Below are 19,960 nucleotides of genomic sequence, written 5' to 3'. Positions count from 1 at the left end.
CTATCAATAAAATTATCATTATGTTTCGAAAAATATATCTATCCTTATCTTTAGTAAGCTCATGCTTTGTCTTAACTAATGCACAGCAAATCGCATTTCCAGGTGCAGAAGGTTTTGGACGTTTTGCAGCCGGCGGTCGTGGTGGTACTGTTTATCATGTGACCAATCTTAATGATACCGGCGCGGGTTCGTTCAGAGATGCAGTAAGCCAAAGCGGCAGAACGATTGTTTTTGATGTTGCCGGTGTGATCAAAATCAAAGAAAAGATTGCTGCTGCTTCCGGAATTACCATCGCCGGACAAACTGCTCCGGGAACAGGAATTACTGTTTATGGAAACGGTGTGTCTTTTGGCGGTAACAGTATTATCAGATATATAAGATTCAGAGGAAGTATCAATATGCCGAAAGGAGCATGTACCGTAGTTGCAGATGAACTGAAAGATATTATCTTCGACCATGTTTCCATAGAGTGGGGAAGATGGGACAATCTGCATATAAAAAACAGTACCAATATTACTTTGCAATATTGCCTTATTGGCGAAGGTATAGATCCGCAGCGTTTTGGTGCCCTACTGGAAAATCCTGTAGATATAACAGTGCATCATAGTTTATGGACAGGAAATCAAAGCCGTAATCCAAAAGCTAAAGCAAAAATCGAATATCTAAATAATGTAGTGTACAACTGGGGTAAAAGTGCTTTTATAGGAGGACATTCAGCAACAGACCATTATCAGGATCTTGTAGGTAATTACTTCATTTCCGGTCCGAGTTCTACCGATGATTTTTTAAGCATGTTTACCTCTACAGATCATGTTTATCATAAAGATAATTATGTGGATCTTAATAAAGATGGTAAAATAAACGGTCGATTGGTCACCGACCAAGATTTTATCAAACAAACAGCAACTTTAGTAAAAGCACCTTCAGCAATGTCTAGAAGTAATGTAACAATAAATTCTGCGACTGATGCTTTAAAAATAATTATGAAAGAAGCAGGTTCTTCTATAAAGCGTGATGAGGTGGATAATCGCATCATCGGTTATTTTAAAAGTCTCGGTAAAAAAGGTCAGATTTTTAAAACTGAAGCCGATGCTGGCGGACAACCGGAAGTGAAACCTGAGACTTCAAAATTAAAAGATACTGATTCAGACGGTATACCAGATAAATGGGAAGCTAAAAATAAACTGGACATTCAAAATCCTGCGGATGCTGCACTTATCACCAAGACAGGTTATACAAATCTGGAAAATTACATCAACAGCCTTGTGAATAAATAGTTTCATTATCAAGAAGTCTGATATGACATATTTCTTGATTTCCTTTTAGATACAAAAAACCCTCTGAAAAATTAATTTCAGAGGGTTTTTATTTTTTAAAATCAGATGTGTTAATTTTTCTTTTTATTCTCTTGTTCTTTTAAGTTTTCCTGAAGAAATTTGCTGAATATCTTCTGCATATCCGGAAAATCAGAATCTTGCCAATATTTTGTTGTATAGTTACTGCTATCGGTATTGAAGTTTACTTTCTGTATTTTTTCGGTATTGTTAAATGTAAACTCTGTCGGATAAAAGTTGCTGTATATCGCAATCGAATTAAAATCGGTTTCGCTTTTATGCTTTACTTTTTTGTATTCTACCGTATTATATTCGAGTAAGTTTTTCAATTTTTTATCACTGTTTTTTTCATAAGCGATAGTTATGATATTTCTGAAATCAAAAAATCTGTAACCGAACATCCCGACATCTTTAGACTGCAATTTTGCTTCTGAAAATTCTACCTCATCCCGAAGATCACCTTTCAATTCACGGAACTTACTGTTTGGGTTGTTTATATGTTGCTCAATATTTCCTGCGTTTTTAATTTCAGGAACTTCCATGAACATTTCGTAGTCCCACGAATCAAGATTTTTTCTATTCATATCAGGATTATCAAGTCTGAACATTCTGTATTGCTCTACAATGGCATTCTTAAGCTTTTTGGTTTTATTATCGAAAATGTACGTGATAATTCCATCTGCAAAGGTGTTGATTTTATTGTTCAGCGTCACATATGTATTGAAATTTCCTCTGACGTAGATGTTTTTCGCAACATTATTCCCCTTGATCACAACTGCCTGAATATCTTTCACTCTGTCATTTAGCTTAATGATATTTTGATTAATATCCACTTGCGATAAATTGGCTACAGATATATTGTCATAGATAAGCTCATATTTTTCATCAGGAGAAATCAATAATTTTCTGTCTATTTTTCCGTCGATGTCAGATTTTGCGAGAATATTTCCTTTGCTGTCAAGGACTAAAACTTTTGGTAATGGTTTGTTATTTTTTTCTGAAACAAATGTTATCGTTTGTGCTTTTGTAAAAGCTGCCAAAAGGATAAATAAAAAGGTGAATATTTTTAAATTTTTCATGTCGTAATTCTATTTAGTATTCTAATTTATAACAAACAACTTTTTCCATTTTATGATGGTATTCCTGCTCAGCTTTGTATGTCTTGAGAGTTGCGAATTATTCATATTATTTTTTTTCTGGAATTGGAGCATTTCAATGATTGCGGCTTTATCATAGGACCGATGCAACTGATTGGCTGTGTTTTCCCGCTCCTGCCCCTTTCCGAAAATCATATTGTTGATCGTGATCACATCTAATGTCGAAAACCGTTTCTTTTTGAGGATTGCTTCACATGATTCTTTTTTGTGAGGATATTTCCGGCTGATCATATCGGTATAAATTCTTTTATAATCAGGCTGATTATTACTTTTCATTTTTTATTTACTTTTATTTAATCGATTTATTATTTTTTATACTTCTCAATCCATTTATAGAGTGTGGTTTTTGGGATCTTATATTCGTCTATAATCTGCAATCTGGTTTTCTCGTTATTTTCCAGAAGCTCAAGAACAAATTCGATGATTTCTTTGGTGTAAATGTTTTTCCTGAATTTAGGAAGCGAAGTTTTTTTGGCATCTTTTAAACTAGTAACCGGAGGCGAAAACAATATCAGATGCTGTACATAAAGCCTGAAAAAATCATACTTAAGCAATTTTGACCATCGAAGCAGTACTTCCGTATCTATAGATTTCTGGTTATACATCTCATTAACTTCTTTTTCTGTACAGCTGAGAAAGTTGCAGATACGCGGCATTTCTATATCAGTTTCAGCAACACATTTTCTAATAAATTCTCCAATATGTATTTCCTTTAAAGACATATTTAATTTCTTTCTGTTTCTTTTTTTATAATTAAATCCATTCTGATTATTCCATACCTTTATTTATTTTAACCGGTATCATATCGGAACCTGCCATTGCTTACTCCAGTTGAGCCAGCCTTTATCCTAATTCTGACTTTGATTGTTTTACTTCTGACAAGGCTTATTCGGGTTGCGCCAAAGGTTATTCTATTTTTGCCAAAGACTATTCGAATTGAGCCAAAGGCAGTTTTATTTCTGCCTAAGGCTGTTTGAATTATCTGTTTTTAAATTTTATTTTTGAAATGGCTTTGTACTGCGGAGAAGATGTATCCAGTATTGTAAACAAATAATCTTTTGCTTTATTGGCTGTATCTACGAGATTATCCTCAGCATTATAAAGGGTGAGATTTCTTTTTGATCTAGCATTATTAAGCGGAACAAAAGCATCTGCTACCTGCTGTGTAGAATCCAGCATATTTTGTTTTAAAACCTGCAGTGAAGCTGTGGTAAATTCCTGCTCATTGGGAAGATAAGTGGGTGTATTTTGTAAAAGTGAGATGAGCAGATCCAGATTATTCGTACGCTGATCAAAACTCAGTTGTGATGATGAATGCTGATATTCTTCTTCTCCAGGAGCAGTAGTTTCTATTATGGGTTTCTGCTTTTTCTGATTTCCTTTTATTTTTCTGGCAATCGACATAAAGTTTTCCAATTCTGCCTGATTTACATTCTCTGTAGCTTTATACGCTTTTCGCAGCTTGGTTACCAGTCTGCTAACCGGAGCAAAAACAGCCTGCCTGTCGTTTACCGCATTAGAGTACGGAGCTGATAAAGTATTTACTGCTTCCTGAGCCTGAAATGCGGCAGCATATAAAGAAAGCAAATTGGCAGGACTTAATTTTGAATTGCTCGGATTATAATTTTCTACTTCAAGAATATGCGTGTGCAATAATTTTAGGTTAGCAATATTTTTTGCGTGTCCTGTTTCTTTTGATGACATTTTAATATTTTTTTTGTGTTTGTAGACTGTTGATGTTTGCAGATTTTTAAAATAACCAGTATTACCTTTTTTACTTGTAATACTGGTTGGTTAAACAGGTGATCTACAAAACACTCTGTCTAAAGAAAATAATTAAATGAAAAAAATTTTGGAAAAAGTATTTAAAATTAATCTTAAACACTTTTTCCTATATATATGAATGTGTTTTTAAAAATTGGCTGAATTATTTATTTCCAAAAGCTCCAGACTGTTCCGTTGTATACTGCAAGCTGCTTTTTTACCGTATCATACACCATCATTCCCGGAGCCGGGTTCTGAATATTCAGATGAGGAGAATCTACTTTCGGAAGGATCATCGCTTTGTTATCATCTTCCAGTACCAGAATACCGGGAACTGTAGTCGGAGTTCCTGTAGTGATACTTACTCTTGCAGCGGGATCATCAGTCTTAGAATTCTGTATTGTTGTATCTGCGGCTCCTGTAGCATCTAATGAAAGATCTTTCCAACCTGATGCGTACTTTACTTTTACTCTATGATCCGATGTATCATACACGATGGTTCCGTTGACGGCACCTGTTACAGCAGCAGTATTGGTTACATACGGCAATACCATGCCTTTATTTCCTGCACCGAACTCCAGAGAAACTGCATTAGAAGACACCGAATCTTTTCCGATTGCCACCTGTGCCGAAGCTAAGGTTCCTATAAGTGCAAATGCTGTTAAAAATATATTTTTCATTTTGTTTTTATTTTTTGTTAATGTTTAAACAGATTGAGGGGTTTTGAGTTGGGGGGCTTGAGTGTTGGAGGGTCTGAGGGTCTGAGGGTCTGAGGGTTGGAGGGTTTGAGAGTTGGAGTGTGGGAGAGTTTGGGAGTATATAAGTTCCGATATCTCTTCTCACTAATACTCTCCCACTCTAAAACTCTCCCACTCAATTACTCTCCCACTCTAAAACTCTCCCACGCTTTAACTCATACTCTGATTAGTCCGGACAGGTTTGCGTATTGAAACATTTCCATCCTGTAGCCGTTCCGTCGGTATTGACCTGAAGACAGTCCTGATTAATATTATATATCATCATTCCTTCTCTGAGATCTCCTGAAGGGATGGCTGCAACCTGAGCATTATCGAGTCTGTTCACAACAAACCCTTTCGTTTTAGCTTCAAGAACCGTCCACGCTCCTTTTCTCAGCATCGGCCAATTATCATTATCGATACCCGCTCTTCCAAGAGCTGTGATTCCGTGCTGTGTATCCAATACTGTTCCGCCTGTAGCACCCGGTTTGTAGCAAACTTGTGCTGATTGGTTTACACCGAAATTAGCCTGACTTATATCTGCCGATACTGTACCTAAAGAAAGTATTCCGTTTGCAGTACCATCACTTCCTGTACAACCTGCTGTGTTACCACAATTATTTTCTCCCGAATTTACCCAACCTAAAGGTAATGCCACCACAGGAACGGCAGTTTGACCTACTGTTGCCGTGTTTGTCGTGATATATATGGTGTATGAGTTCCCAGGAATTACTCCGAAAGCATACGTTCCGTTTGCTGCTACAGGATTTACTGCTGCTACCGCACCCGTTGTATTGTTATACAAGATTGCATTCAACGAGTTGGTTAAATTGGTAGGGGTACCATTCACAATACCGTCTGTAAGAGCATTCGTATCGTCAAATACATTTCCCTGTACTGCATAAGCAAAAACTGCTGTCGGACAGTTGGCACCGTCCATATTGGCTATTGCGGTTGCTGATGGCATTAAAATAGCCTTGCCGGAAGGAATTTTAACGCGATAAGTTACTCCTGTATTCACATTTATTGAATAAAGAGATCCGGTAGCATCAATATAGCTGGCAACATAAGCAGAAGCATTTGCCGGAGTACCATCCGGTAAAACGACCGTATTACCAGTTGTGTATGCACCTGTTGCAATATTAAGGCTTACCAGTTTTCCTGTCAGATCCATACCGTATAATAAACCGTCTGCATTATTGTAAGCAAAATCTGCTACATTAATCAATACGTTTCCGACCGTTTCCTTATAGTAAGGTGCAGTCGCCACTGCATATCCGTTTGCAGGATCGATCACTTGGAGATACGTTGCTCTTGAAGGATTCACATCTATTACTACATAATTATCTCCGTCATTAGCATTGGCTCCGCCGCCCGGTGCAGCCAAAGGTGAGGCACTTACTTTTGCCACATAATATCCTGTGGATGTAATGGCACCAGAAGTTGGATTGGATCCTAATGCAGCCGGAAGGTTTGGAACATCAAATGTTGTTACAACTCCTGCTGCATCGATTCTTGTTAATTTAGCTTTTGAAGTGGCAGTAGGTGCGGGAGTTACCAAAATCCACAAAGTATTATTAATAGGATTGTAAGCTAAACCGTTTGCCAGTGTATTAAAACTTACTAAAGGTGTAGCATCCGTAACACCAGTCAGAAGATTATGTTTAAACAACTGTACATTGGCATTCATTCCTTTCGTTAAATATGCGCTGTTGTCACATGGGAATGGGGTAACACAATCGGTAATAACCACTGTTATTGCACCTGTTGTAGGACTATAACATCCACCTGCGATATCGTGAAAAGATGCATAATAAGTACCACTTACAGAAACGGCAGAAGGATTTGCCACTTTGTTGGCATCTGTTGCAGGAGTTCCTGTATGCCATGTGATCTCAATATTAGGGTCTGAAGAAGCTGCCACTAAAGTTGTAAGGTTAACCGTTGTTGATGGACAGGTATTCGTTACCGTCGTACATTTACTAATGGTTACTGTTACAGGAGTTGATCCCAAACTATAACATCCAAAAACCGAATCATAAAATGCTGCATAATAGGTTCCTCCCTGATTGATTGCAGCAGGATTAGCAATTTTATTAGCATCTGTAGGAACCGAGCCTGTATGCCATGTTAAGGTAACATCACTGTTTTGGTTGGTTGCCGTTATAGATGTAAGATTTGCGGTTGCAGATGGGCATACATTAGTTAATGTTGTTGCCGTCAAAACAGGATTTGGATCGTCTGATGCTGCACAAGTAGGACAAACATTGATCACTACCGTTACGGCTCCTGTTGTGATACTATAACATCCACCTGCAATATCATGGAAAGATGCATAGTAAGTTCCGGCACCTACTGCAGCAGGGTTTGCCACCTTGTTTGCATCTGTTGCAGGAGTTCCCGTATGCCATGTCACTTCAATATTTGGATTTGAAGATGCCGCAACTAAAGTTGTAAGGTTAACCGTTGTAGCAGGACAGATATTTGTTACTGTAGTACATTTACTGATACTTACCGTTACTGGAGTTGTTCCTGCGCTGTAGCATCCTCCAACTGCATCGTAAAATGCTGCGTAATAAATCCCTGTCTGATTAATTGCAGAAGGATTGGCAATTTTATTGGCGTTGGTTGGTGTAGAACCAGTATGCCACGTTAATGTCACATCACTGTTTTGGTTGGTTGCCGTAATAGATGTAAGATTGGCAGTTGCCGAAGGACACACATTGGTTAGTGTAGTTGCTGTCAGTACAGGGTTAGAATCATCTGATGCCAAACAAATAGTATTAATACTGTTAGGGCAAGTGAAAGATGTAGTCGTTAGACTACCGGAAGCATTATTGTAACTATTCGTTGCATCCATTATATATCGGTCAACCGTATTTAGTACATAAGGGACATAAGCAGCATCACTTGATAATTGCATTTTACTGTTTGTAATAGTATACTGACCGTAAGTATTTAGCTGTCCTGTGTATAATCCTACATCACTTCCTGCGGCTACAGACGAAGTTCCTATTTTATTATTTACAAAAGTACAATTGTCAATAGCTATATTACCACCACTAAAACTGTTGCTATAATATATCGCTCCACCATAACTATTAGCAGGGACACTATTATTATCAAAAACACAATAAGAAATAGTGACATTACCTGCAGCTGTATTATTACGAATAAGAATAGCGCCACCCCCTTCACCAGAAGCACTGGTTGGAGAAGTAGTCGGCGCAGCAGAATTTCCATAAAAGTCACAACGTGTAATAAGTGTAGTAGTTGTAGTACCTTTATTAAAAGCAATAGCACCACCACCCCAACAACAGCTTGTTTCTTTGTTGTTATAAAATTTACTATCACTGATGCTAAGTGTACTTCCTATGCCACCATTTAAATTGATAGCACCACCAAAATATCCGGCAGCTCTGTTATCATTAAAAGTACATCCCGAAATGGTAAGATCTACAGCACCCGCACCTCCAGCATTTGCACCTGTACCAATAGCACCCCCTGCACCTGTTGTCATTTTATTTTCACAAAAAGAGGAATTTGTAATTGTATTTGTACGGGCACCAGTTGCAATGGCACCACCGCCACCTTGCTGACCGGAGCTACTGACATTATTCGTAAATACACAATTATTAACTTTTAGTACTGTATTTGCCTGAGCCACAATGCTAAAGGCAGCACCATCATTTGCAGCACCATTGTCATGGAAATAGCAGTTTTCAAAAGAGTACATACCCATGTCCTGAGTCCATATTGGCTGTGCTCCTGATCCGGAAACAGTGTCACCAAATGCAAAAAATTCACAATCGGTGAAACTTAAACTCATAGCCGACGAACCTATTGTACCGCGATACACCATAGGACTAAAGATTACAGCATTATTACCACGAAAACGGATTCCTTTAAAAGCTGCTGTCTCATTATTATTAAGTGGACTCAGCATTCCGGAACTTGCTCCCGTAAGATAGATCGTTGTAGGATACAATTTAGGATTGTACTTGGAAATATCTGTTCCCGTAGAGGAAGGAGCATAGCCACCATTGATCTCAAAACCAGTTCCATTGGTTAAAAAACCAACAGCCTGGCTGTAGTTATAGGTAGTAGCACTTCCCATCACATATATTTTGGTATTGGCAGGAACTCCTGCCACTCCGTAGATAGTGTAAAGATCATTAATAAAAGAAGGACCTTTTGCAGTTTCCCATGTTAGTCCGTTATTGGCATTGTTCCCGTTTTGGGTAACAAAATATTTTGTCTGGGCATTGATTTGAACTAAAACCAACAACAAACAAAAAGTCAAAATTGTTTTGAGCAATCCAAAGGATTGGTTTTTTGTTTTGGTAATTTTTATATTACGTATCATAATCTGTGTTTTTAATTGAAGATTGGCGTCATAGTTCCGACATTACATATTCTTGAAGGACAACCTCCTGAAGGAGCACCCGTAATACCACCATTATTTCCGGTAGTATTATTATTATAAATTGTACCTGTCCAAGCAGAAAAAGGTAAAGCACTATTATCATTCGGGTATGAAAGATAGCTTCCTGAAGCATTTTGAACAGTATTTCCCGATCCTGTAATTTTACCACTTCCCGACAAACCATTGTAAGCGGTTATATCTGCACCATTAATAGTAGTAGAACCATTGGCCGTATTATCGTAAAAAATATTATTATTTAATATTAACTGAGTACTGCTTCCATTAGAATAAACTATGGCACCACCTCTATATGAGCTGCCAGCTTTATTACTGATAAACTTACTGTTGCTAATGCTGTAGACAGCGCCGTTGTTCCCTCCATTATTAAGATTTGTGGAAATAGCACCGCCAAATGATAAGCCATCAGCATTTGCACGGTTATTATAAAAAACAGAATTACTAATTGTTACTGAACCGCTGTTTGATGAACCATGGCCAATCGCTCCTCCATTTGACTGAATTCCTGCAGCTAAATAATTACCATAAAAACCTGTATCTGTGATTGTTGCCGTACTATGTCGAGTAAACATAATTGCGCCTCCATAACTTGATGAAACTCTAGTATAGTTATTTGTAAAAGTGTCTCCTGTAATTTGTATGGTGGCTGAGGCATTGTTCATATTTATAGCTCCGCCATATCCAAGACTATTGTTTTCACAGAAAGTACTGTAAGTAACAACATATTTGCTATTAGAAGAAACATCAATCGCACCTCCTGTTTGTCCTGCTGAAGATGTGTTTCTTACAAATCTGGAATTGTTAATTGTAACAGGAATCTGACCGCTACCACTGTGATTATAATCATTAATAACCGCACCTCCGGAAGTAGTCGAACTGTTATCTGCAAAGTAGCAATTATCTAATGTAAGACTGCTGTTTCCTGAGCTATTATCAAAACGCTGTAAATAGAAAAGAGACTGACTTGTTGTTTGGTTAGTAATCGTAATGTCCTTAAAAGTAAACTTACCTACTAGAGTAAATGTTATTGCTCCAAAAACTACATTATTTGCATAACCATTCACTAATTTAAGCCCCTGAACTGTTACATTTTTAGCAGTTGAGGTATTGGAAGTAAACATTGCATAGGCAGTTCCGTTAACTCCAGTATATCCCGAAAAAGTTGTAATGTAAGTAGTAGGATCATAATTGTATGGTGTAGAAGGATTATAACCACCTTTGATCAGAATATCATCATTATTTAATAATATCCCAGAATAATTTACGGGAATATTATAATTAACTCCACCTGTGATATAGATGTGTGTTCCGGCAGCAGCTGGAGTTGTAAGGAGAGCATTAAGATAAGTTGTTGCATCTTTACCGTTGGCAAAGCTGCTTCCACTTCCGTTTCCCTGATTCCCATTAGTAAGATAAATATCAGCGGCGCTCAATGTGCTTCCAATGAATAAGAAAAGCATTAAAAATAGTCTGTTGAGAGAAGCTGTTTTTAAAAACTTCTTCTCATACAATTTCGGAGTGTATATATTTTGTATCATAATGTGTATTTTATTAATTGAAGATTGGCCCAACTGTTCCGATATTGCAAATTGTAGTTGGACAAGCGTAAGTCGGAGTACCTAAAGAACCACCAGTATTACCGAATGTATTACCCGCACCAAAAAAATATTTGTACGGCGAAGTTGTATTATTGATGAAAGCTCTATAAACACCAGTACCAGGAGCAGCTAATTGCATTGCCGAATTGGTAATATTAATTTGGCTGTTACCAGCTCCATTGTATGCACCGATATCGCTTCCAACTGTGTTCAGTGTTGCACTATTTTTATTGTTAATAAAAGTACAGCCATCAATATTGAGTGGTGATGCTGCACTTCCGTAGTTGTTATCAAACATAACCGCACCGCCAAATCCTCCTGCTCCATTCCCCGTGAAATTACTATCGAAGACACTGGTTTTAATATCTATCGGATTACCACCCGGTCTTAAATGTATAGCACCACCACTATTCATTGAACCAGGATTCATAGCAGTAGTAGTAACATTATTGCTATAGAATTTGCTGCCTGAAATAGTAGATCCTGCAGCATAATCTACAAAAAGTATCGCACCACCACCCTGTGTTGCCTTATTGTTATAAAATGTACAATTGATCACCTCAAGAATTCCACTTTGTTTTGATATTGCACCACCGTAATTATTTGAAGTATTTCCACTGAACGTACAACCTATGAATGTTGTTTTTTTATTCATATTATTAGTCCAGTCACCATAAGCAGCCCCTCCAAATGTACTTGAGGTTACAGTATTTCCACAAAAAATAGTATTGGTGAATGTACTTGCTCCTGTACTGGCAATAGCACCACCACCTACAGAACCTCCACTATTACCTACAAATGAGGAATTTGTAACATTTAAAGTAGCATTATTACCTAGAGAAAGCGCACTTCCTGATGCACCTGTATTCTGGTCAAAATAGCAATTATCAATATTTATGGTTTTATTTCCATTTGTCCATAATGCAGGACTAAATTTGGTAAAGCGACAAGATTTGAAATTATAAACATTCACACTTGCATTACCAATATCTTCTTTCATTAAATAACCACTTGTTGCATTTACAAAGTTTAACCCACTCAAAGTAAAACCGTTAGGAACACTACTGCCCAACCCGAAAATTCCGTCAGTAGGCATTCCTGTAATCGTAAATGTTGTAGGATATAAAACAGGATTGTTGGTAGAATTGTAGTAAAACCCTGTAGAAGAAGGATCAAAACCTCCCATAATTAAGAAATCGTCATCTATACCAATTCTCCCGGAAACACCCCAGCTATAACTTGCATTTCCTTTTATATAAATATGAAGATTAAGAGTAGATGCTAAATTTCCATTTGCTATTGTGTTCAAATATGCTATTGTTTCCTTTGGAGTTGCGAAACTGTTTCCGTTGTTAGTTGCCAAACCTCCTTGTGTAGAAGAAGCTAAGTAAACGTCCGTCGCTTTTAGTTGTGGTGCAAAACCTATTAAAAGTAAAACGGTAAATAGTACTGTCTTTTTAAAACTACTTTGCTTCGTTTTAAAGCATTTTTTACCAACAAAAGTTAGATGGGAATCACTTGCTGTGCTGATACCTAATTGAGCACGCAAAGAATGTAAAGAGAGATTTTTTTTCATATAGTAGATTTTAATTGTTTCAAAACAACTTCGGTTTTTCTACGCCGAAATAATTTTGCAAATATTAAAATAACATCTACTAAACGTCGAAAATGTACATACAACAAAGGTACGCACGCTATTTAACTAACTGAAAAACAAACAACTATATTTCACCACATTTGATCATGATTTATGAAAAATTCATCATCCATTTATTAAGATCTTCTTCCGATGAGAGATTTAATTGCTTTCTTAATCTCGTTTTTTTGGTCTGCACACCTCTTACGGTTGTGTGATGATAGTGTGCAATTTCTTTGGTTGAAAAATTTAATTTCAACATTGCACAAAATCTCAACTGACTAATTGTAAGATCTGGATAAGCTGAGGTGAGTTTACAATAAAATTCTGGATATACTTCTTTGAATCTTGCCAAAAAAGCAGGATCATCGTTTTTTGCCAATTCGAGAACTTCTTCGAAAGCGTTATTGATTTTTGATTCTAAATGATTGAGTTGAGTATCTTTTTCAAGGATGGTTTCTTCCTTAAATTTTTTTTCTTTTCTCTCTTTCTTATAGATTTTAAAATAGCGATACGCAAGATAAAGACAAGCGACGGCCAATAAAACAGAAGACAGAATAATGATATATAATTTTAGTTTTGTCTCACTAAATGATTCTTCTTTTCTCTTCTTGATCTGAGTAATAGTGGTTTTAACTTCCGCTCTTTCCAACAAATCGAGGCTATCCTGAAGAATGACCGACTTTTCTAAATATTTCTGATATTTAACTGTATTATTTGTGCTTTTATAGCATTTTATCAAATTATAATAGATGTCCTTATCCAAATAGGGATCAGTTCGGTTGTTTGCCTTCAGAGCTTTTTCAAATACATCTATTGCTTTGATGTGCTCCTTCATTCCGCTGTATAAAACACCTAACTGAACAAGTGCCCTTGCTTCACTGAATTTGTCTTTTCTTTTTTGGGCTATAACAAGGGATCTTTTAAAATAATAAGCTGCGCTGTCGTATTTATTTTTCTGACTGTATGAATTTCCGATATTGATGTAAGTACCTGTAAGAACAAACTCTTCAACTTTTGCTTTGCGCAATTCTGACATCTCTTTTTTTCTCCAGACAAATACAGAATCGTAATAAGTCTGATCTTTATCTGTAACAATATTTTCTTCTACATAGCAAGAAGCCTGATAAAGCAATCCTCTGATTTTATGATATTTTTGTTTATCAGATATTTTGTGGGTATACCTGAAAGCATTTTTCATACTTTCCCGTGCCTCATCAGAAAATCCTAATTTGGAATATCCGATTGCCTGATAACGCAGAGCATTGCAAACCAGCAGATAGTTTTTTAATCGCAAAGCCATCTTTTCTTCCAATCCGGAGAATTCGATTAATTTTTGAAAATCTCCTGCTGCATAATATGCATATGAGAGCGTTTCATATATTTTCAGTTTTCCTTCATCAAATTCTAACTTTTCGGCATCCAGAAGGTTTTTAGAAGCCTGCTTTATAGCTTTGTCAGGATCGGTTAAACTTATTTTAGAAATTAAAGAATCATTTTTGAGGATTGTATGTTGGGCAGGTGTATATTTCTGGGCATTTACTCTAAAAAGTGCCGCAGTTCCCAAAAAGAAAATAAAAATCAGAAAATTTTTCATGATCAATTGCGTAATTGCAAACCTAATCTTATTTATTTTAATGACTATAGAAATGTATTAAAATTTATTAAAATTCCATCATCCACTTATTAAGATCTTCTTCAGAAGGTAGGTGGAGTTGTTTTCTTAATCTCGTTTTTTTAGTCTGCACACCTCTTACAGTCGTGTGATGATAGTGTGCAATTTCTTTGGTTGAAAAATTTAATTTCATCATTGCACAAAATCTCAACTGACTAATAGTAAGATCGGGATAAGTTGAGGTCAGTTTATCATAAAATTCAGAATATACTTCTTTGAATCTTGCTAAAAAAGCCGGATCGTCGTTTTTTGCCAATTCGAGAACTTCTTCGAAAGCATTATTTACTTTAAGTTCAAGTTCAGATATTTTTTCTTCTTTTTTGGTAAGGTGAAGTTTAGTTTCTTCTTTTTGCTGCTTTTCTTTGCGATAATTTTTGAAAAATCTGAATGTGAAGTAGACAATTATACTTATAATAATTAAAAGACTTAAAAAAATAAAATAAAACCATTTATTCTGTTTTTCCTTTTCTTCATTTATTATTTTTTTCGAAACCTCCTGTATATTATTTATTCTCCCGTGTTGAAGGCTATCTGAAAGAGTATTTACTTTTTCCAAATAATAAATATATTTTTTCTCATCTCCCTGATTTTTATAGAGAGAAGCCATACTCTCGTATATATCCAGTAAATCATCTTTTTTCCCAAACTTTATAAGATAAGCTTCTGTTTTTTTGTAATAGAAAATTGCGCTGTCATGATTTTTCATATCACGATAGGTCTCGGCAATTCCATAAGTAATATAAGTATCATTAATGCTGTCTTTCGCAATTTTCGAAGCAGATAATGCCTTTATATTATAGTATAATGCCGAATCCAGTTGTTTAAGATTAAGATATCCCATCCCTATATTATGAAACTGCATTCCTAAGAGATGATTTTTCTTCCAATTATTTTTAATTTTCTGATAAGATTCGGCACCTTTTTTATCAAAGGATAGGATGATGTTTTTTTTCGCATCAGAGCCTTTCGAATATTCGATTTCACTTCTGCTCCAATAAATTGTTCCCATCATATCAAAATATTCATCGCCCGTTAAATGATGGCAAAGTTTTTCAGCCTCATCAATAGTTTTATAGGCTTTATCATAAAAACCCAAATAGGCATAAGTAGGAGCTTTGTATCTGAGAGCATTAAGCAGAAAATAAAAGTTTTTATCTTTTGCGTTGTCTGTCAGTTGCTGTAATTTATCGGCATATTCAATCACCTTTTTGTAATCGGTCAATATGAAATAAGAGAAGACAATATTCGACAATGCCTTTGATTGTCCTTTCTCGTATTTGATTTCTGAAGATTTTTTATAGCAGTCAAATGCCATATTAATTGCCTTTTTTTTATCTGATAAATAAAAGGCTGCATTATTCAGGCTATCAATTTGCTTAACAGTATAGCTCTGAGCGTAAGTGCTCAGGGAAAAAACAAACAAAATAAAAATAAAAAGTCTCTTCACGCCACAAATTTAAGAATATGAAAAAGTAAACATAATTTTAAAATTCCATCATCCACTTATTAAGATCTTCTTCAGAAGGGAGATTGAGCTGTTTTCTTAATCTCGTTTTTTTGGTCTGTACTCCTCTTACCGTTGTGTGATGATAGTGTGCAATTTCTTTTGTTGAAAAGTTTAGCCTCAACATCGCGCAAAAACGCAGCTGACTGATGGTGAGATCGGGATAAGATGACGTTAGCTTATTATAAAATTCAGGATATACCTCTTTGAATCTTGCCAAAAAAGCAGGATCGTCGTTTTTTGCCAATTCGAGAACTTCTTCGAAGGCGTTATTGATTTTAGACTCTAATTGGCTAAGCTTTGATTCTTTTTCAAGAATTGTTTCTTCTTTGGAAAACTTGTCCAGTTTTTCTCTTTGGTAGTTTTTGAAATATCGGAGTACAAAATAAAGACAGATAAAAATCACAAGAGCCGAAAGACAAAAAATAATATAGAATTTGGTTTTAGTATTGGTAAAATCTTCATCCTTTTTTCTCTCAATTTCTTTAACAGATGTTTGTAGAGATTTTCTTTCTGCTGTTGAAAGACTGTCATTGAGATTATTGTATTTCAGCAAATATTTTTCTTTGTTTACAAGATCATCCAGTCCATTATATGATCTTTGTAAGCCAATATAAATAGCTTTTAAGGTATAAGGATCTTTATTTTTTTTCGTTAAAATATAAGCTTTGTCAAAATATTCTATTGCCGTTTTGTAATCTTTTTTACCCAAATAAAGCCATCCCAATCCATTGAGTGACTTGTATATATTGTACTCGTTATGTGTTTTATTCGCTATTACCAGTACCTTGTCAAAATAATATTGAGCAGAATCAAATTTTTTGTTATTGGTGTACGCATTTGCCAGATTAATATAAGCAGGACTAAGTGTTCCTAAACGTCTTTTTGAAGACTTAATCTGTAGAAATTCTTTCAGAGCTTTTTTATGGTAAAACAGAGTGGAATCTTCGATGCGACTTTCGCTATATATAAGCTGTTTTGCCTGATACATTGATCCTTTTGTGTTATGTAATTCGTCAGTATCGGTAATTTTATCTGCAATAACGACTGCTTCGGAAATGGTTTTGATAGCTTCATCCAATAATCCTAATCTAGAATAGCATGATGCTTTGGTACGAAGAGCACTGCAAACGAGAAGATATTCCTTCTCTTCTTTGGCTTCTTTTTCCTGACGAATAGAATATTGAATAGCAGTCTCGTTATCACCTTTCAAATAATAACTGAACGCTAAACTGTTGAGACAATTGATTTTTCCTAAATTATAATCAATCTCTTCAGCACTTTTATATAATTTTTGAACCTGCGCTATTGCTTTATCTATATCGGAATTTTGCTCAGCAACTTTTATTAAACTATCTATTTCTTTAGCAGAATATTTTTGCGCAACGAGTTGCGGTAATGAAACCAAAAACAGAAGGAAAAATAACAGCTTTTTCATAGGCGCAAAACTTCAATACCAAGTTGTGCAAATTTATTATAAAATGTTATGTTTTTGCAAGTAAAGTTTATTTTCCCGCTATAATATTTCTTTTTGAATATTTTCGAACTGTATATAACATAACTGTTCTTATGTTTTTTTACTGTCAAATTAATTGTGAAATTTTTCTAATAGTGACTTTAGACAAGATTTAATGTAGGATTTATTTTCTTCTGAACTTGCTTCAACACTTTAGAAGTAGTTGCGGGAGAAGAAAAATCAAAAAACTGCTTCAGGTCATTATAGATCACATTTGTTCCCGGTACATTTTCACCTGAAAGGAATTTTATATTTCTGTAGCAGGTGATAGAATTGTGATAGTTATCGTGGTCAAGCAGTACTTTAGTATCCGATAACTGTTCAGATACTGAGCTGAATCTCTGCAGTCTGGATTCGATCTGTTGTCTTGCAGTATAGTCTTTGTCAAATTCTGTTTTGTTAAGGAAATTAGGAACATGTTGCTGATATACTTCCATATAACTTTTGGCTTTGTTTACAAAGAGTTTATTCTGTTCTGCAATACTACCGTATTGCTGCCTTTGTTCGGGAGTAAGATTGATTGTTTTTCCGTTAAGAACAGTTTCGATATCCTGTATTGCCTGTTCTAAAGTTGCCAATTCAGTTTCTGAAAATGTAATGCTGATCAAATTGTCTAATGCCATTATGTTATATTTTTATTGTTAAACAGATCAAAAATATTAATTAAGTCAATTACGGTTTATTAACATAATTAAATTTATTTAAATAATTTTTTCCGCTGAAGATGGATTTAACATAATAAATATCAACGAAAAGGATTACCTTGAATAAATATTGAATATTTTTACGAGTCTTGTTCAGAATTGATTTTTGATTTGTAAAGTCACATTTATTCCGTCTGTTATGTCTCAATAATTAAAATTTACTTCAAAGAAATTACCTGACGCAATTTTTTGTTGATGACAATAATATCACCTGAAGCTTTTGAAAATAAGTTAAAATAATAATATTATACATGCATATGAATTAATTATTTATTTTTACTTCGCTATTTAATGCATCTTATGAAGTTTATCCTTTCACTTGTATTCGTTTTGCAATTTTGTATTTGTAATTCACAATCTACTAAGCAAAAAGAAATTGATAGTTTAATAACAATAGCTAAAACCGGCGGTTTATCAAAAAAAATGGTAAGCGATGATCAGCAATTGCTTTTTTTAAAAGAAATCTATTATAAATCAAAAGAAATAGGATATCTTGATGGGCAATTGCCTGTATTGTTGATGAGTTCTAATATTTATTACAATACAGGAAAGATCAATGAGGCACTAAGTAACCTAAAGGAAGCAGATGCTCTTTCCCGCGGTACAAATGATATTGATATTTTATCTCATATAAAACTTGGCAGAGGATATTGCTTTACGAAACTCGGATTATATGAAAAATCTTTACTTGAATTTAAAAATGCATTAAAGAACAGCCAACTTATAAAATCTGATGGAAAAAGGCATTATTTGAGAATGTGTGCTTATATCGGGATGTTCTTTAACCATCTGAAAATTAAAGAATATAATAAGGAGACACTTATTCTTTATGCTAAAAGTGCATATCTGGAAGCAAAATCATTAGATCGAAATAGAGAAAAAGTATGGCTGATTCAATGTACAAGTAATCTGGCATATGCGTATTTGGTTTCTGATAAGAATCAGGATCAAGGTGTTTTGTACATAAAGGAAGCCGAAAAGCTGCTTGAAGGTGAAAAGGAAAATAAATTTTTCAGTTCTTATTATGTTGCAAAAGGAATGCTGGCGAATAAAACCAAAAATTATGATGAAGCTGTTTCGTATTTCCAAAAGTCAATACAACTAAATACTGAAAATAAACACGAATATGATTTATTACTGGTATATCCCGAAATTTCAGCATCATACAATGGTCTTGCTGACTACAAAAATGCTGCTTTATATTTGGATAAATTCAAAAAACTTTCAGACAGTATAACTTATGTAGAGAAAAAAGCTGCTGAGAACTATTTTAATAACAGTAAGATAACAAATCAGTCATCATCTTCCATGATTTATTATTATATAGCTTTTGGATTATTAGGCGTTTTTGCTTTATTTGTCTTTCTTTATTTCAGGCTTAAACAAAAAAGAAATATATCTGTTGATCAAAATCAGCTGCCAGAAAAACCTGCAGATGATTCTCATCTTGTACCTTCAGATGATGCTGAAAAAAAAGCTTCACTCACAAAAATTGTGTTCAGTAATGATCAGGATTTTTATTCTGAATTTATTTCGGCTTATCCTGATTTTATACAAAAACTACTCTCCATCGATACGAGTTTCAAAACCTCCGATTTGGAATATTGCGCACTGATCAAACTGAACTTTGATACCAAACAGATTGCAGTATTCAAAAACACTTCTATAAAAGCTGTGGAAGGAAAAAAATACAGGCTGAAAAAAAGACTGTCAGTTCCTTCTGATACAAACCTCTATATCTGGATATCTCAGCTATAAAAATTTCTTTCTGATTTCAAAAAGTATGTTTCTCATCGCTTTCGAGTGCTTTTGAGTGTGTTTCGAGTGCTTCTAAGTGGTTGTTAATTATCGTTACCGTTCTTTTTCAATCTATTTTTGCTCTATCAATAAT

The 19,960-nt window shown here is 35.0% G+C and carries 14 protein-coding genes; 2 read left to right on the top strand and 12 right to left on the bottom strand.

From position 1 onward, the window contains the following. Window positions 1-20: 20 nt before the first annotated feature. The gene (locus tag NZ698_RS01310) at window positions 21-1,277 is read left to right on the top strand and encodes a hypothetical protein (protein WP_263001111.1); all 1,257 of its coding nucleotides are present in this window, start codon (window positions 21-23) and stop codon (window positions 1,275-1,277) included. Between the two features lie 110 nt (window positions 1,278-1,387). Here NZ698_RS01310 and NZ698_RS01305 read toward each other — a convergent pair whose 3' ends face one another. From NZ698_RS01305 to NZ698_RS01250, 12 genes are all read right to left on the bottom strand, one after another. Further along, window positions 1,388-2,413 carry a hypothetical protein gene (locus NZ698_RS01305; protein ID WP_263001109.1) on the bottom strand — a complete coding sequence of 342 codons (1,026 nt, stop codon included), beginning with the start codon at window positions 2,411-2,413 and terminating at the stop codon, window positions 1,388-1,390. 21 nt (window positions 2,414-2,434) lie between these two features. Further along, on the bottom strand, window positions 2,435-2,767 hold the full coding sequence (locus tag NZ698_RS01300) for a helix-turn-helix domain-containing protein (RefSeq protein ID WP_263001107.1): 333 nt from the start codon (window positions 2,765-2,767) through the stop codon (window positions 2,435-2,437). Window positions 2,768-2,796: 29 nt separating this feature from the next. Next, a complete protein-coding gene (locus NZ698_RS01295) occupies window positions 2,797-3,213 on the bottom strand; it encodes a transposase (RefSeq protein WP_263001105.1) in 417 nt (138 codons plus the stop codon). Between the two features lie 256 nt (window positions 3,214-3,469). Next, window positions 3,470-4,195, bottom strand: a complete 726-nt coding sequence (locus NZ698_RS01290; protein ID WP_263001103.1) for a hypothetical protein — start codon at window positions 4,193-4,195, stop codon at window positions 3,470-3,472. 227 nt (window positions 4,196-4,422) lie between these two features. Next, window positions 4,423-4,935, bottom strand: coding sequence for a phage tail-like protein (locus NZ698_RS01285; RefSeq protein WP_263001101.1), 513 nt, complete (start codon window positions 4,933-4,935; stop codon window positions 4,423-4,425). A gap of 244 nt (window positions 4,936-5,179) precedes the next feature. Continuing rightward, entirely contained in the window at window positions 5,180-9,358 is a 4,179-nt protein-coding gene (locus tag NZ698_RS01280; protein ID WP_263001099.1) for a hypothetical protein, read from the bottom strand. An 11-nt stretch (window positions 9,359-9,369) separates the two neighbouring features. Next, entirely contained in the window at window positions 9,370-10,974 is a 1,605-nt protein-coding gene (locus NZ698_RS01275) for a hypothetical protein (protein ID WP_263001097.1), read from the bottom strand. Between the two features lie 13 nt (window positions 10,975-10,987). Beyond that, window positions 10,988-12,610: a hypothetical protein gene (locus NZ698_RS01270; RefSeq protein ID WP_263001095.1), complete on the bottom strand. Its 1,623-nt coding sequence runs from the start codon at window positions 12,608-12,610 to the stop codon at window positions 10,988-10,990. A 172-nt stretch (window positions 12,611-12,782) separates the two neighbouring features. After that, on the bottom strand, window positions 12,783-14,267 hold the full coding sequence (locus NZ698_RS01265) for a tetratricopeptide repeat protein (protein WP_263001093.1): 1,485 nt from the start codon (window positions 14,265-14,267) through the stop codon (window positions 12,783-12,785). Window positions 14,268-14,334: 67 nt separating this feature from the next. Next, a complete protein-coding gene (locus NZ698_RS01260; protein ID WP_263001091.1) occupies window positions 14,335-15,660 on the bottom strand; it encodes a hypothetical protein in 1,326 nt (441 codons plus the stop codon). 169 nt (window positions 15,661-15,829) lie between these two features. Then, entirely contained in the window at window positions 15,830-17,287 is a 1,458-nt protein-coding gene (locus NZ698_RS01255; RefSeq protein ID WP_263001089.1) for a tetratricopeptide repeat protein, read from the bottom strand. Window positions 17,288-17,466: 179 nt separating this feature from the next. Next, window positions 17,467-17,988, bottom strand: coding sequence for a hypothetical protein (locus tag NZ698_RS01250; RefSeq protein WP_263001087.1), 522 nt, complete (start codon window positions 17,986-17,988; stop codon window positions 17,467-17,469). A 504-nt stretch (window positions 17,989-18,492) separates the two neighbouring features. Between NZ698_RS01250 and NZ698_RS01245 the strand changes: the two genes are divergently transcribed. Then, complete coding sequence (locus NZ698_RS01245) at window positions 18,493-19,827, top strand: tetratricopeptide repeat protein (RefSeq protein ID WP_263001085.1); 1,335 nt, start codon at window positions 18,493-18,495, stop codon at window positions 19,825-19,827. The last annotated feature ends 133 nt before the right edge of the window (window positions 19,828-19,960 follow it).

It is taken from the genome of Chryseobacterium edaphi, assembly GCF_025628985.1.
In the GTDB taxonomy this organism is placed as follows: Bacteria; Bacteroidota; Bacteroidia; order Flavobacteriales; family Weeksellaceae; genus Chryseobacterium; species Chryseobacterium edaphi.
This window is presented reverse-complemented; position numbering and strand designations above follow the sequence as displayed.